The sequence below is a fragment of the Vibrio sp. 16 genome, assembly GCF_963681195.1.
Lineage (GTDB): Bacteria > Pseudomonadota > Gammaproteobacteria > Enterobacterales > Vibrionaceae > Vibrio > Vibrio sinaloensis_D.
Genome location: NZ_OY808997.1, coordinates 2,986,748 through 3,000,569 on the forward strand (window position 1 = coordinate 2,986,748; position 13,822 = coordinate 3,000,569).

14 protein-coding genes are annotated in these 13,822 nt (G+C 45.8%); 5 read left to right on the top strand and 9 right to left on the bottom strand.

The genetic code is table 11. From position 1 onward, the window contains the following. The first annotated feature begins 190 nt into the window (after positions 1 to 190). Positions 191 to 1,618: a dihydrolipoyl dehydrogenase gene (lpdA, locus tag U9J37_RS13905; RefSeq protein WP_005475672.1), complete on the top strand. Its 1,428-nt coding sequence runs from the start codon at positions 191 to 193 to the stop codon at positions 1,616 to 1,618. A 114-nt stretch (positions 1,619 to 1,732) separates the two neighbouring features. On the opposite strand, the gene U9J37_RS13910 is transcribed toward lpdA, so the two are convergent. After that, positions 1,733 to 2,347 carry a LuxR/HapR/OpaR family quorum-sensing transcriptional regulator gene (locus U9J37_RS13910; RefSeq protein ID WP_005475688.1) on the bottom strand — a complete coding sequence of 205 codons (615 nt, stop codon included), beginning with the start codon at positions 2,345 to 2,347 and terminating at the stop codon, positions 1,733 to 1,735. A gap of 301 nt (positions 2,348 to 2,648) precedes the next feature. On the opposite strand from U9J37_RS13910, the gene hpt reads away from it, so the two are divergent. Continuing rightward, the gene (gene hpt / locus U9J37_RS13915) at positions 2,649 to 3,179 is read left to right on the top strand and encodes a hypoxanthine phosphoribosyltransferase (protein WP_038137618.1); all 531 of its coding nucleotides are present in this window, start codon (positions 2,649 to 2,651) and stop codon (positions 3,177 to 3,179) included. Between the two features lie 70 nt (positions 3,180 to 3,249). Here hpt and can read toward each other — a convergent pair whose 3' ends face one another. Beyond that, positions 3,250 to 3,918 (bottom strand): carbonate dehydratase, encoded by a 669-nt coding sequence (gene can / locus U9J37_RS13920; RefSeq protein ID WP_005475685.1) that lies wholly within the window; start codon positions 3,916 to 3,918, stop codon positions 3,250 to 3,252. Between the two features lie 358 nt (positions 3,919 to 4,276). Here can and U9J37_RS13925 point away from each other — a divergent pair, with 358 nt between their 5' ends. From U9J37_RS13925 to U9J37_RS13935, 3 genes are all read left to right on the top strand, one after another. Next, on the top strand, positions 4,277 to 5,947 hold the full coding sequence (locus U9J37_RS13925) for a SulP family inorganic anion transporter (protein WP_005475683.1): 1,671 nt from the start codon (positions 4,277 to 4,279) through the stop codon (positions 5,945 to 5,947). Between the two features lie 160 nt (positions 5,948 to 6,107). Next, a complete protein-coding gene (locus U9J37_RS13930; RefSeq protein ID WP_005475691.1) occupies positions 6,108 to 7,025 on the top strand; it encodes an ABC transporter ATP-binding protein in 918 nt (305 codons plus the stop codon). Between the two features lies 1 nt (position 7,026). After that, on the top strand, positions 7,027 to 7,797 hold the full coding sequence (locus U9J37_RS13935; RefSeq protein WP_005475692.1) for an ABC transporter permease: 771 nt from the start codon (positions 7,027 to 7,029) through the stop codon (positions 7,795 to 7,797). 70 nt (positions 7,798 to 7,867) lie between these two features. Here the strand turns inward: U9J37_RS13935 and panC are convergent, their stop codons facing one another. The 7 genes from panC to sfsA form a co-directional block, all read right to left on the bottom strand. Then, positions 7,868 to 8,770: a pantoate--beta-alanine ligase gene (gene panC, locus U9J37_RS13940; RefSeq protein WP_038191306.1), complete on the bottom strand. Its 903-nt coding sequence runs from the start codon at positions 8,768 to 8,770 to the stop codon at positions 7,868 to 7,870. Positions 8,771 to 8,781: 11 nt separating this feature from the next. Beyond that, complete coding sequence (gene panB, locus U9J37_RS13945) at positions 8,782 to 9,576, bottom strand: 3-methyl-2-oxobutanoate hydroxymethyltransferase (RefSeq protein WP_005475655.1); 795 nt, start codon at positions 9,574 to 9,576, stop codon at positions 8,782 to 8,784. 22 nt (positions 9,577 to 9,598) lie between these two features. Beyond that, positions 9,599 to 10,084 (bottom strand): 2-amino-4-hydroxy-6-hydroxymethyldihydropteridine diphosphokinase, encoded by a 486-nt coding sequence (gene folK / locus U9J37_RS13950; RefSeq protein WP_043887351.1) that lies wholly within the window; start codon positions 10,082 to 10,084, stop codon positions 9,599 to 9,601. Beyond that, positions 10,084 to 11,448, bottom strand: coding sequence for a polynucleotide adenylyltransferase PcnB (gene pcnB, locus U9J37_RS13955; protein WP_038137610.1), 1,365 nt, complete (start codon positions 11,446 to 11,448; stop codon positions 10,084 to 10,086). Before pcnB ends, folK begins: the two co-directional genes overlap by 1 nt. Positions 11,449 to 11,528: 80 nt before the next feature. Next, positions 11,529 to 12,419 (bottom strand): tRNA glutamyl-Q(34) synthetase GluQRS, encoded by an 891-nt coding sequence (gene gluQRS, locus U9J37_RS13960; RefSeq protein WP_322413841.1) that lies wholly within the window; start codon positions 12,417 to 12,419, stop codon positions 11,529 to 11,531. A gap of 62 nt (positions 12,420 to 12,481) precedes the next feature. Further along, the gene (gene dksA, locus U9J37_RS13965; protein WP_005475686.1) at positions 12,482 to 12,928 is read right to left on the bottom strand and encodes an RNA polymerase-binding protein DksA; all 447 of its coding nucleotides are present in this window, start codon (positions 12,926 to 12,928) and stop codon (positions 12,482 to 12,484) included. A 137-nt stretch (positions 12,929 to 13,065) separates the two neighbouring features. After that, positions 13,066 to 13,779, bottom strand: coding sequence for a DNA/RNA nuclease SfsA (sfsA, locus tag U9J37_RS13970; RefSeq protein ID WP_005475678.1), 714 nt, complete (start codon positions 13,777 to 13,779; stop codon positions 13,066 to 13,068). Positions 13,780 to 13,822 lie beyond the last annotated feature (43 nt).

Below are 13,822 nucleotides of genomic sequence, written 5' to 3' on the forward strand. Positions count from 1 at the left end.
TTAGACTCAATAAGGTTTTCTCAAGCGAATTGTTGTCTAGCTCACAGGCTAAATTGATTTACTTTTCACACCATTAACATCTCTGTAAACTGATGGCGGTCTGAAAATAACTGTTTAAAACAAACTGACTTGAACATAGTGAATCAATACCCACTCAGCCTGTTAGGGATTATGACTACAAGAGGTCAAAATGAGCAAAGAAATTAAAGCCCAAGTAGTAGTACTTGGTGCAGGTCCTGCTGGTTACTCTGCCGCATTCCGTTGTGCAGACTTAGGTCTAGAAACTGTTCTTATTGAACGTTACAGCACTCTTGGTGGTGTTTGTCTGAACGTGGGTTGTATCCCATCGAAAGCACTACTACACGTATCTAAAGTTATCGAAGAAGCGAAAGCACTTGCTGAGCACGGCATCGTGTTTGGTGAGCCACAAACTGATATCGACAAGATCCGTAAGTGGAAAGAAAAAGTTATCAACCAACTAACTGGCGGTCTTGGCGGTATGGCTAAGATGCGTAAAGTTAACGTGGTTAACGGTTTTGGTAAATTTACTGGTCCTAACACGATTGAAGTGGATGGTGAAGAAGGCAAAACAGTGGTTAACTTTGACAACGCGATCGTTGCAGCGGGCTCTCGTCCAATCAAACTGCCATTTATCCCACATGAAGACCCACGTATCTGGGATTCTACTGACGCACTTGAACTGAAAGAAGTTCCTGGAAAACTGCTTATCATGGGCGGTGGTATCATCGGTCTAGAAATGGGCACGGTTTACCACTCTCTAGGTTCTCAAATCGACGTTGTTGAAATGTTCGACCAAGTTATCCCAGCTGCGGATAAAGATATCGTGAAAGTTTACACTAAGCGTATCAAGAACAAGTTCAACCTAATGCTTGAAACCAAAGTAACAGCAGTTGAAGCGAAAGAAGACGGTATCTACGTTTCAATGGAAGGCAAAAAAGCACCAGCAGAAGCTGAGCGCTACGATGCTGTTCTAGTTGCTATCGGTCGTGTACCTAACGGTCAACTTCTTGATGCAGAAAAAGCAGGTCTAGAAGTCGATGAGCGCGGTTTCATCAACGTTGATAAGCAAATGCGTACTAACGTTCCTCATATCTTTGCTATCGGCGATATCGTTGGTCAACCAATGCTTGCGCACAAAGGTGTGCATGAAGGTCACGTTGCTGCTGAAGTTATTGCTGGTAAGAAGCACTACTTCGACCCTAAAGTTATTCCTTCAATTGCTTACACAGAGCCAGAAGTGGCTTGGGTTGGTAAGACAGAGAAAGAAGCGAAAGCTGAAGGCATCAACTACGAAACAGCGACATTCCCATGGGCTGCTTCGGGTCGTGCAATCGCATCTGATTGTGCAGATGGTATGACTAAGCTTATCTTCGACAAAGAGACTCATCGCGTAATTGGTGGTGCTATCGTTGGTACTAACGGTGGTGAACTTCTAGGTGAAATCGGTCTTGCAATCGAGATGGGCTGTGATGCAGAAGATATCGCGCTAACTATCCACGCTCACCCAACTCTACATGAGTCTGTTGGTCTGGCGGCGGAAGTGTTTGAAGGGACAATCACTGACCTTCCAAACCCGAAAGCGAAAAAGAAAAAGTAATTTTTCTTGAAGATTGATAGTAAAAAACCGCTGATGATTCAGCGGTTTTTTTATACCTGACAGAAATAAAAAAGCTGATACCTGAGTATCAGCTTTACCAGTAGTGAGCTTTGATCAGTGGTCACGTTTGTAGATGCACAGCATATCCAAGTAACTTTGGGTTAGCTTAGACAGTGCATCTGTGTTTTGTACACGATTTGCTTGTACAAACAGCGAGTAACAAATGCCGTGGAACAGTGTCGCAAGATCGGCTGGATCATGCTGGTCACAGACTTCACCACGTTCAATCGCTTTGATAAACATGTTTTGTACTAGAAGCTGATTTGTACGGTTAGTGGTGACAAACAGTGGCCATACTTCATCGCGCGTTGATGCACTCCACTCAAACCACACTTTTAGCCAGTGGCAATCATTGGCAACTAGGTTCACCATTGCCGATGTGAGGTTCTCTAGGTTGTCTTTCGCGTGCAGATCTAAATCAATATTGTCCGATAGAAAATTCGAGAACTGACGCACGACATAGTTTAGTACGTCATCAACGAGATCTTCACGAGTCGGGAAGTAGTTAAATACGGTTGCGACTGAAACCTGAGCGATTTCAGCAATATCTGCGTGACCTCCACGTCCGATACCACGACGAGCAAATACCTCTAGAGAAATCTCCATCAGTTGCTGTTTACGTTTTTGCGGAGACAGACGCGTGCGCGGTCTTTTCGCTATTGAGTCCATATCAATATCCTTGCCAATTGAGTTGTTTGTATTGGGCTTTGCCCTATTTAGTATTTTATTATTTGCCTAGAAGCATAATGAGTGTAATGGTGCATATAAAGAAGGTCAACGTTTTCAGTACACTTTATAACCACAATTGTTAATATACGTGCGGAACGTCATAGGGTTTAGTTGATGTGTGTGGCTTTTCTGATGCATGAGACTCTTTCTTTGTTGTTCCGCAATCGTTAAACTAGGCGCTTGAAAACATCAGCTACTATTTCAGAAATGAATGTTAGCCCACGCGATAAATGAGATTGGTATGAAACATACAGTAGAAGTAATGATTTCTGAGCAAGAAGTCAGCGAACGAGTGAAAGAGTTAGGCAAACAAATCAGTGAACACTACAAAGGCAGCGAGGATCTTGTTCTTGTTGGTCTTCTACGTGGTTCATTTGTGTTTATGGCTGATTTGGCTCGTGCGATCGATCTGACTCACCAAGTCGATTTCATGACAGCATCGAGCTACGGTAATACCATGGAAAGTTCACGCGATGTTCGTATTCTTAAAGATCTTGATGATGACATCAAAGGCAAAGACGTTTTACTTGTTGAAGATATTATCGATACAGGTAATACCTTGAACAAAGTGAAAGAGATCCTGACACTGCGTGAGCCAAAGTCAGTTGAGATTTGTACTCTTTTGGATAAACCATCTCGTAGAGAAGTGGATGTCGATGTTAAGTGGATTGGCTTCGAAATTCCTGATGAGTTTGTTGTCGGTGTGGGTATCGATTACGCACAAAAATACCGCCATCTACCATACATCGGTAAAGTTGTGCCTCAAGAGTAAATCAGTTCAGTAAGACAGATGCAAAAACGCCCGTGATATGTTCACGGGCGTTCTTTTTCAGGCTTGGTAGTTATCGGCAAAGAAGCTGCTGATCTGGATTGAGAATAGACTCCATCGCTTTTTGATATGAGGTTTCGACACTTTCCCTTGAGCTAGAACGCACCCCCAAGTACTGCAACTTACCATCGCCAATGCCGTAGACAACGCCATGAATTTCGACGTCTTGGCCGCGCTCCCAAGCATTTTGCATAATCGTTGAGTTCCCCAAGTTATACACTTGCTCCGCGACGTTTATCTCTCCGAGCTTATCAGCTTTATCCTCCGGTGCCATGCGATCTAGGTAGTCCCTATGTTTGAAGTACAAATCGCGAATGTGCAGCAGCCAGTTATTGATCAGCCCCAGTTGTGGGTTATCGATGGCCGCATTGACCCCGCCGCAGCCATAGTGTCCGCAGACGATGATGTGTTTGACCTTGAGTACGTCAACCGCGTATTGAACAACGGATAAACAGTTAAGGTCGGTATGGATTACCTGATTCGCAACGTTGCGGTGGACGAACAATTCACCAGAATAAAGCCCCGTTAAACGTTCAGCAGGTACTCGGCTATCAGAACAACCAATCCAGAGGAATCCGGGGTTTTGACCTTCTTCAAGTTTCGTGAAGTATTCTGGTCGCTCAGCTTTAATTGACTCAGACCATTTCGAGTTATTTTCAAATAGCTGTTTAATTTCCGGCATCTCGTTCGCAATCCTTAAAAAATTCTTGCACCACTATACACAATGTTACAATTTCGTTCCTATGATAATTGCTCGAAAAGGCACTCATCTGACGTGTTTGAGCGCTAAAAATCATAAACTTAGCACTCATCCTAACCAAAGGTTATAAAGTATGAGTTATGAGATGTAATTAACACTTATCTCTACTAGATAACATTTGGTAAAGTGATGAAAATAGCGACATTTCGCAGCAAATCGCTAATATTTCTCGTTATGTTTCGCTACAAAAAGAGTGGTTATTGGACTCAATTTTTGAGCCTGTATAGGGTAACCCAGAAAGTAAGGTGTCGTAGCCAAATTTTAAGCATGGAGCTGAGTTGTGTTTGGAAGTCGTTTTGAAGATATCAATCTCAAAGGAGATTTGTTTGGTGGTGTGACTACCGCCATCATCTCCTTACCATTAGCACTGGCATTTGGTGTCGCCTCAGGAGCTGGCGCTGAAGCCGGGCTTTGGGGAGCCATAATGGTGGGGCTGTTTGCCTCACTTTTTGGTGGCTCGAATACGTTAATATCCGAGCCTACTGGCCCTATGACGGTGATCATGACTGCCGTTTTAACCAGTATGATGGCGAAGTACCCTGAGACGGGGATGGCAATGACGTTCACTGTCGTGATGATGGCAGGTGCGTTTCAGATCTTGCTGGGTACGCTAAAGTTAGGAAAGTACGTAACTTTGATGCCATATAGCGTCATCTCCGGTTTTATGTCGGGAATTGGCGTGATTCTGATTATTCTCCAATTATCCCCCCTCCTTGGTCACGCTGCCCCTGCTGGCGGTGTAATTGGCACCTTGTCTGCGTTACCTGATACGGTCGCCAATATGAAATTCAGTGAGCTATTTCTTGGCTTGCTGACTCTCGGGATCTTGTTTTTCTTTCCTAAGCGTTATCGTAAGTACGTTCCAGCTCAACTGGTCGCGCTTGTCGCTGTCACACTGCTTTCCGTCATTCTATTTGATACAGACTCGATTCGTCGTATTGGTGAAATCCCGGCGGGCTTACCTTCACTTGTTGTGCCGCATATTGATGCATCTATGTTCACCGAGATGGTTATTGATGCGCTAGTGCTAGGTACACTTGGTTGTATTGATACCCTGTTGACGGCAGTTATTGGTGATTCCTTGACGCGTAAAGAGCATGATTCAGACAAAGAGCTTCGTGGCCAAGGCTTAGCGAACATGATTTCAGGCTTGTTTGGTGCTCTGCCTGGTGCTGGTGCAACTATGGGGACGGTAACAAATATTCAGGTCGGAGCCCGTTCGCCACTTTCTGGTGTTATTCGTGCGTTAATGCTCGCGTTAGTCGTACTGGTGGCTGGTGGCCTAACAGAGCCTATTCCGATGGCGGTTCTGGCGGGTATTGCGGTTTATGTTGGCTTCAATATTCTTGATTGGAGCTTTATTCAGCGTGCTCACCGAGTCAGTTTTGCCGGTATGGCGATCATGTACGGCGTGATGCTGCTGACTGTGTTTGTCGATTTGATTGTGGCCGTTGGTTTGGGGGTATTTATCTCAAACATCATCATCATCGAGCGCTTGAGTCGTGAACAAGCTCGCCAAGTGAAGGCGATCAGTGATGCGGATGAAGATGACGTACCGCTGTCTGACAGTGAACGCGGCTTGTTAGACATGGCCAATGGTAAAGTACTGTTCTTCTATCTTTCTGGCCCCATGATATTTAGCGTGTCGAAAGCGATTTCACGTCAGCACACCAGTATTTCTGATTACGAGGTGATGATCCTCGATTTGACCGATGTGCCGATGATCGATGTCACCGTAGGACTCGCCCTAGAAAACGCCATTAAAGACGCGCAAGATGCTAATTGTGAAGTGTATTTGCTGTGTCCAAATGAGAAAACGCGCCAGCAACTGGAGAAGTTCCATGTGCTTGATTTGGTACCTGCTGCCAACACTTATAAATTCCGCTATGAAGCGCTTAAAGCGGCTATTCGTCATGTAGATACAGGTGAAGGTCAGACAGAGCTAGTTTAGCCGCTACTTTTTAGAGAATGTCACTCCACGCCGCAGATGCTTCTGCGGCGTTTTTTTTTGAATAATTTTTATATTTCTAAAATATTCGAAAGGTTTAATTGTAATCATCGTTACTCAACGATAAACTAATTTGGTTAATTCAAAGAAACGATAGTTTGTTATGTATGCATTAGAGATTGAACAGCTGCGTAAGACCTACGCAGGTGGGTTTGAAGCACTGAAAGGCGTCAGCCTAAATGTGGAAAAAGGGGACTTTTACGCACTGCTTGGTCCCAATGGCGCGGGTAAATCGACCACTATTGGCGTCATCTCCTCTTTGGTCAACAAGACATCAGGTAACGTTAAGGTATTCGGTTTTGATATCGATAGCGATTTAGAACTTGCAAAGCAAAACCTAGGCTTGGTACCGCAAGAATTTAATTTCAACCAATTTGAAACGGTGAAACAGATCGTCATGCAGCAAGCGGGCTACTACGGGGTGTCTAAATCACTGGCGGAAGAAAGGGCTGAAAAGTACTTAACTAAACTCGATTTGTGGGAAAAGCGTAACGAACGTGCAAGAAATTTATCTGGAGGAATGAAGCGCCGTTTGATGATTGCTCGAGCGCTGATGCATGAGCCGCAACTACTGATTTTGGATGAGCCGACCGCAGGGGTGGATATCGAGCTGCGTCGTTCAATGTGGGAGTTCCTTAAAGAAATTAACTCTGAGCAAGGGATTACCATCATACTCACCACTCACTATTTAGAAGAGGCGGAGATGTTGTGTCGCAACATCGGCATCATCAGCAAGGGTGAGCTGATCGAAAACACCACCATGAAAAGTCTGCTTAACAAACTGCAGGTGGAGACCTTTATTCTTGATTTGGAAGATGGTGCCCCTGAACCAAGACTCGAGGGTGTCAACAAGCAGCAGTTTAGTGCGGGCTCGTTAGAGATTGAAATTGATAAAAAACAAGGGCTTAACGGTATTTTTGCTCAGTTGACCGAACAAGGGGTGAAGGTGTTATCAATGCGCAATAAGGCCAACCGATTGGAAGAGCTGTTCGTTAGCATTGTGAGAGAGGGGAGCGAATAACATGTATCAGTTGTATTGGACCGCTTTTCGCAGTTTATTAGCCAAAGAGATCAATCGCTTTACCCGCATTTGGGTGCAAACCTTGGTTCCACCGGCGATCACGATGACGCTATATTTTATCATTTTTGGCAGCTTGATCGGCTCTAGAATTGGCGAGATGAACGGTTTTAGCTACATGGAGTACATTGTTCCTGGCTTGATTATGATGTCGGTGATTACTAACTCATACTCGAATGTAGCATCATCGTTTTTCAGTGCTAAGTTCCAAAAAAACATTGAAGAGTTGTTGGTTGCGCCTGTACCCAACTATGTGATCATTTTAGGATTTGTGATGGGTGGTGTAGTGCGAGGTTTGCTCGTCGGCACCATCGTTACTGTTGTCTCACTACTGTTTGTTGATCTTCAAGTTGAGCACTGGGGCATAATCATCGCGACTGTATTTATGACCTCTGTCGTGTTTGCTTTGGGGGGCTTGATCAATGCGGTGTTCGCGAAGACGTTTGATGATATCTCGATCATCCCGACTTTTGTCTTAACGCCTTTGACCTATCTTGGTGGCGTGTTTTACTCCATCAGCTTGTTACCTGAGTTTTGGCAGGGGGTGTCGAAAATCAATCCGATTGTCTACATGGTTAACGCATTCCGCTACGGCTTTTTGGGGGTATCTGATGTTGGTATTGTCACTTCATTTGGTGTGTTGAGTATTTTCGTTGTCGTGTTGTACGCGATCGCGCACTACTTAGTGACTAAGGGAATCGGCTTAAGAAGCTAGTTGACGAATTCATTTGAATCAAAAAAGGCTTGGTGCGCAGCACCAAGCCTTTTTAAACGATAGTAGGCGATTACTCGCTCTTTTCATCAGAGGTTGACGCTTCTTCCTCTTCTTTAGTTTCCACTGTCATCTCAACCACTTGGTTATCGATAAGACGTGCCTTGCCTAAGAATGCAGACATCAGAATCACGGCTTGAGTGGTTTCGGCTGTAATCGCTTGGAGCGTGCGAGCATCGCGGATAAAGATTTCATCAGGCTGGAGACCTGCGGCACGCAGCTGATCGCTGGCATCTTCAATCACAGAGGCGTAGTCATCACGACCACCGCGGATTGCACTGCTGATCCAACGCATGGTACGAGCCAATACTGGTGCACGCTGACGCTCATCTAGAGTCAACAGACCGTTGCGAGAGCTCATTGCAAGGCCATCCATTTCACGAACTGTTGGCACACCAATGATCTCGATATCGAGCGCTAAGTCTTCAGTCATCTTTCGGATGACTGCTAACTGTTGAAAATCTTTTTCGCCAAAGCAAGCCACATCGGGCTGAACAATGTTGAACAGCTTGGTGACTATTGTTGAGACGCCACGGAAATGACCAGGGCGTGATGCACCTTCTAGAATGGTCGATAAACCTGGAACATCAACCGATGTTTGTTTATCGAGCCCTTCAGGGTAGATGATTTCAGGCGTTGGGGTGAAGACCAATTCTACTGCCTCACCGCTTAGCTTGGTGAGGTCGTCTTCCAATGTGCGAGGGTAGTTATTGAGATCGTCAGCACGCTCAAACTGCATTGGGTTAACGAAAATACTCACCACAACCACATCAGCGTGCTCGCGAGCTTTGCGTACTAACGTTAAGTGACCTTCGTGTAGGTTGCCCATCGTTGGTACAAACGCGATTGTTCGGCCATCTCTTTTATACTGTTTAATTTGCTCACGAAGAGCAGCAATTTCAGCAAAAGTTTGCATGAACATTATCCTCAGGCAATAGTGTGTGCGTCGTCAGGGAACGCACCGCTCTCAACGTCTTGTTTGTATTTGGCAACAGCTTTGCGCATGTCTCCGGTTTCAGCAAGGAAGTTTTTCGAGAACTTTGGCATGTAGTTAGCGGCAATACCAAACATGTCGTGCATCACTAAGATTTGACCGTCTGTCACGTTACCCGCACCAATACCAATCACCGGCACATCACACACTTCTGTGATGCGAGCTGCCAGCTCTTTAGGTACACATTCCAGTAGGATGATTTGCGCGCCTGCCTCTTGGAGCGCTAGGGCATCGCGAACCATGCGATCCGCTTTTTCTTGGTCGCGGCCTTGTACCTTAAAGCCACCAAAAATGTTGACTGACTGAGGCGTTAAGCCAAGATGAGCACAAACTGGTACGGCACGCTCTGTCAGCATTTTTACGGTCTCGACTAACCAGTCGCCACCTTCGATTTTCACCATATTTGCACCCGCACGCATTAGCTTTCCTGCGTTCTCACATGCTTGCTCAGGCGTTGCGTAACTCATAAATGGCATATCGGCCATTAGAAGGCAGTTTGGGCTTCCTGCGCGTACACAGCGTGTGTGGTAGGCTAACTCTTCTACTGTGACTGGCAGCGTTGACGATTCTCCTTGAAGAACCATGCCAAGTGAATCACCGACGAGTAGCACGGGCATTTCTTGGCTTTCAAATAGCTGCGCAAAACTTGCGTCATAAGCGGTAGAAGTGGCAAATTTACGACCTTCCTGCTTCCATTTCATCAGATCGCTAATGGTTATTTTTTTCATGATTTTTCCTTATAGGAGTTGGCTATGATTGCCAAATACGCAGACCGTTTTGCTCAACGACTTTAAGTAAGTCTTCCAGTCTGGTCCCACATGGGAGGGTTAAATTTGGTGCGATTTCGGCAAGCGGGTAGAGCACAAACTCGCGCTCTTTCATTCCATAATGTGGAACAACGAGACGCTCCGAATCAATCACCTCATTGCCGTAAAGAATGATGTCGAGATCTAAGGTTCTTGGGCCCCAGCGCTCTTCTTTACGGACGCGCCCTTGTTCTAGTTCAATAGCTTGTGTGCAATCGAGTAGCTCAAGTGGCGTTAATTCTGTTTTTACTTCAACAACGGCATTAATGTAGTCAGGCTGATCCTGCGGCCCCATGGGCGTACTGCTGTATAAGCTAGAGGTTCGCACAAACTCTGAGCGAGGCAGGCTTTTGAGCGCATGAATGGCTTCATTCGCTTGAGTAACAGGATCGGCAAGATTGCTACCAACCGCAATAAAGACGGTGTTCATCATGATGCTTTCGACTTTTTCTTGCGATACGTTTTACGGCGACGCTGTCTTGGCTTTTCATCGCTGCTGGCATCTAAATCAGCCACCATGGCTTGACGCATGTTACGACCCGCATTTTGGAAGGTTTCCCACCATTTGGCGAGTTGCTGGGTTTCGCCTTGCTCAATTTCACCGCGCATTTCTAAGAAATCGAAGCCTGCACGGAACTTATTGAGCTCCATTAGGCGGAACGCTCGTTTACCATTGCGGCGAGGCATGCGAAGTTGCAGTTGCCAAATTTCGCGGATGGTCGCGGTGTGGCGACGTGGAATGGCGATGGAACGAACTTGATCATCGAGAACCTGGTTGCTCGCTTCCATGATTGCATCGTAGTAAGCGAGTTTGCGTTTCTCCATCAACTGCTGCGCTTTTGCTTGTAGCGGATACCACAGCATGGCGGCGAACATAAACGCAGGGTTGATACGTTTACCTTCTTCGATACGTTGATCGGTCGAATCGAGAACCAAATCTAGCATTTGCTCAGTTGGTGAGTCGTACTCTTCAGTGAAGAACTCGGCGATGGTTGGGAACAGTTGCTGAAACAAGTTGTATTCACGCATCAGGTGGTAGGTTTCTAGACCGTGGCCTGATTGCAGCATCTTGAGTGATTCTTCGTAGAGTCGTGCTGGTGGAATATCGCGCAGTAAGACTGCCATCTCTTCGATTGGCGCTGCGGTATCTTCCTCGATGTCGAAGTCTAATTTTACCGCGAATCGAATTGCGCGCAGCATACGGACTGGATCTTCGCGATAACGCGTTTCAGGATCGCCAATCAGACGAACCAATTTGTCTTCAAGATCTTCGACGCCGCCTGCATAATCGTGAATTGAGTAGTCGGCAATGCTGTAGTACATCGCATTGATGGTAAAGTCGCGACGCTCGGCGTCTTCATCAATCGTGCCGTACACATTGTCACGGAGCAGCATCCCTTCTTTGGATTGCTGAGAAACGTTCTTGCTCGGTTCTTGGTGGTGACCGCGGAATGTGGCGACTTCAATGATATCGCGACCAAACATAATGTGCGCGAGACGGAATCGGCGTCCGATTAGGCGACAGTTTTTAAATAACTGGCGAATTTGCTCTGGCGTTGCGTTGGTCGCAATGTCAAAGTCTTTTGGTTGTTGGCCGAGTAGAAGGTCTCGAACTCCGCCCCCAACAAGATATGCGTCAAAGCCTGCTCCATGAAGTCTGTACAGCACTTTCAGTGCATTATCACTGATCTTCTTACGAGAGACGTTGTGCTCTTGGCGAGTGATGATATTCAGAGAAAGCTCTGGGTATATGTTCTTTTCGCTTGGTGTATCGTCGTTTTTGTTCATGTGCATCTGGCAATAATATGGTGAAAACCAACCTTGCTACAGGCTTAATTTGTGCCTAATAAGGCGAATTTGCGGCTAATAATAGCTTACGGCGAGCGGTTTGAGAATCTTGGTGTGATCTCGATCGATGCTGGCAACTGCTGCAAGTGCCAATTTTTAACGCCCCAATCAATGATCTCACTCACGCTCAGCTGTTTGATATCTTGTGGCATTTCAAAGCCTAAAAAGCGCATTGCGTCTAACAGAGCGGGCTTTGGATTGCGATTATCAATGGCTGGCGCATGATTCTGCTTGGACAACTTCTGACCATTGTCCCCTAGCGCCAGTGGAAGATGAAGATAGCTCACAGGCGCTTTACCTAGCATATGATACAAGCTAATTTGGCGTCCTGTAGGTTCAATCAGGTCGGCGCCACGAACCACTTCTGTGATGCCTTGGTCAATGTCATCCAATACTACCGCAAGGTTGTAAGCAAATAACCCATCGCGGCGTTTTATAATGAAATCTTCATCTGCTAAGGCGGTTGGAATCGTCAGTTGACCGTGCTTCTCATCTTCAAATTGATAGATAGGATGTGTCATTTTTAGGCGAATGGCACAGTTATCTGGCTGATTGAGCGTTAAATCACGGCAAGTGCCTTGATAAAAGCCACCCATTGCTTTGATTTGTTTGCGTGTACATTGGCAGTAGTAGGCTTGACCTGATTGCAGCCAGTGTTCGATTTGGTGCTGGTATAAGTCATGGCGTTGACTTTGATAAACGACTTCGCCATCCCAATGCAGTTGGTACGCTTCCAGTGTCTCAAGGATCAAGCTAGCCGCCCCGGGCATCTCTCTCGGAGGGTCAAGATCTTCAATTCGAACCAACCATTGACCTTGCTGTGACTTGGCTTGGAAGTAACTGCCTAACGCGGCAACTAAGGAGCCAAAGTGCAAAGGTCCAGACGGTGATGGGGCAAAACGGCCAATGTAACTCATAGCAATTCACTAAACCAAAAAGGGAGCGAATGCTCCCTTTATAATTAACAGAATGGAGGTGATTAACCTTGCATTTGTTTCTCTTTGATCTCTGCAAGTGTTTTACAGTCGATACAAAGGTCTGCAGTTGGACGGGCTTCCAAACGACGGATGCCAATCTCAATGCCACAAGAATCACAGAAACCAAACTCATCTTCTTCGATTTTGTTTAGTGTCTTTTCAATCTTCTTGATTAGACGGCGCTCACGGTCACGGTTTCGAAGTTCAAGGCTGAACTCTTCTTCTTGAGACGCGCGGTCAACTGGATCTGGGAAATTCGCTGCTTCATCCTGCATGTGGTGAACAGTGCGATCAACTTCTTCCCTGAGCTGGTTGCGCCAAGCTGTCAAAATTTTTGTAAAATGAGCCATTTGCTCTGGTGACATGTACTCTTCACCAGCCTTCTCTTGATATGGCTCAACCCCTGCAATGGCTAGGATGCCTAGCGCTTTTTTCTTTGATTCTGGCATGCAGCATCTCCTACTAACACCTAGTCAACTGCGCTCGCAGTTAATTTAAGGCGGGTATCTATAGCAAAAAGAACTTATCGAGGCAAACTCTGAATCGTAAAGTTGTTGTCAATGTGAAGGTGACACCACTTTTTCTGTCAATTGATAAATTCAATTGCGTTGACCAGTTTCATCTCTGAGTTGGAAAGCTCGGCCTTGTAGCACAGGACTTCCACCCCTTGTTCTTGCGCAGTTTTCAGTAATTGTGAATATTTGGCGTCTATATGGTGTGCGGCAGACACTTTTTCAATACCCGAATGTAAAACAGTGAACAAAAGTACCGCTCTATGTCCACTTTGTGCCATTTCTGAGAGTTCTCTCAGATGCTTTTGGCCTCTTGTCGTGACAGCATCGGGGAAATAACCTTGCCCAGCAAGTTTTTCGTCCAGTAAGGTGACACTCTTAACTTCTATATAGCATTTTGGTTTATTTTCTGAATTGAGCAAGATATCGATTCGACTATTTTCATTGCCATATTTTACTTCTGTTTGAAGTTGATCATACCCTTGCAGCTCAGCGATGGTACCTGATTGGATAGCTTCTACTGCCAATTGGTTAGCGCGTGCGGTGTTTATACAAATGCGATGCCCTTGTGCTGTTTCGGTCAACTCCCAGCTGTTGGGGTACTTACGTTTAGGGTTGTCGGAAGTGGAATACCACACGGCATTGCCGGGCGTAGCACAACCCGTCATCGCTCCGGTGTTGGCGCAATGAATGGTGCGCTCACTGCCATCAGGCAAGGTAATGTCAGCGAGAAAGCGCTTGTATCGTTGAATAAGTGTGGCAGGTTCTAATGCGGGCTCGAACTTCATTTGGCACTGTTTTTATGTACAATAGTTGCCAACATTACACCAC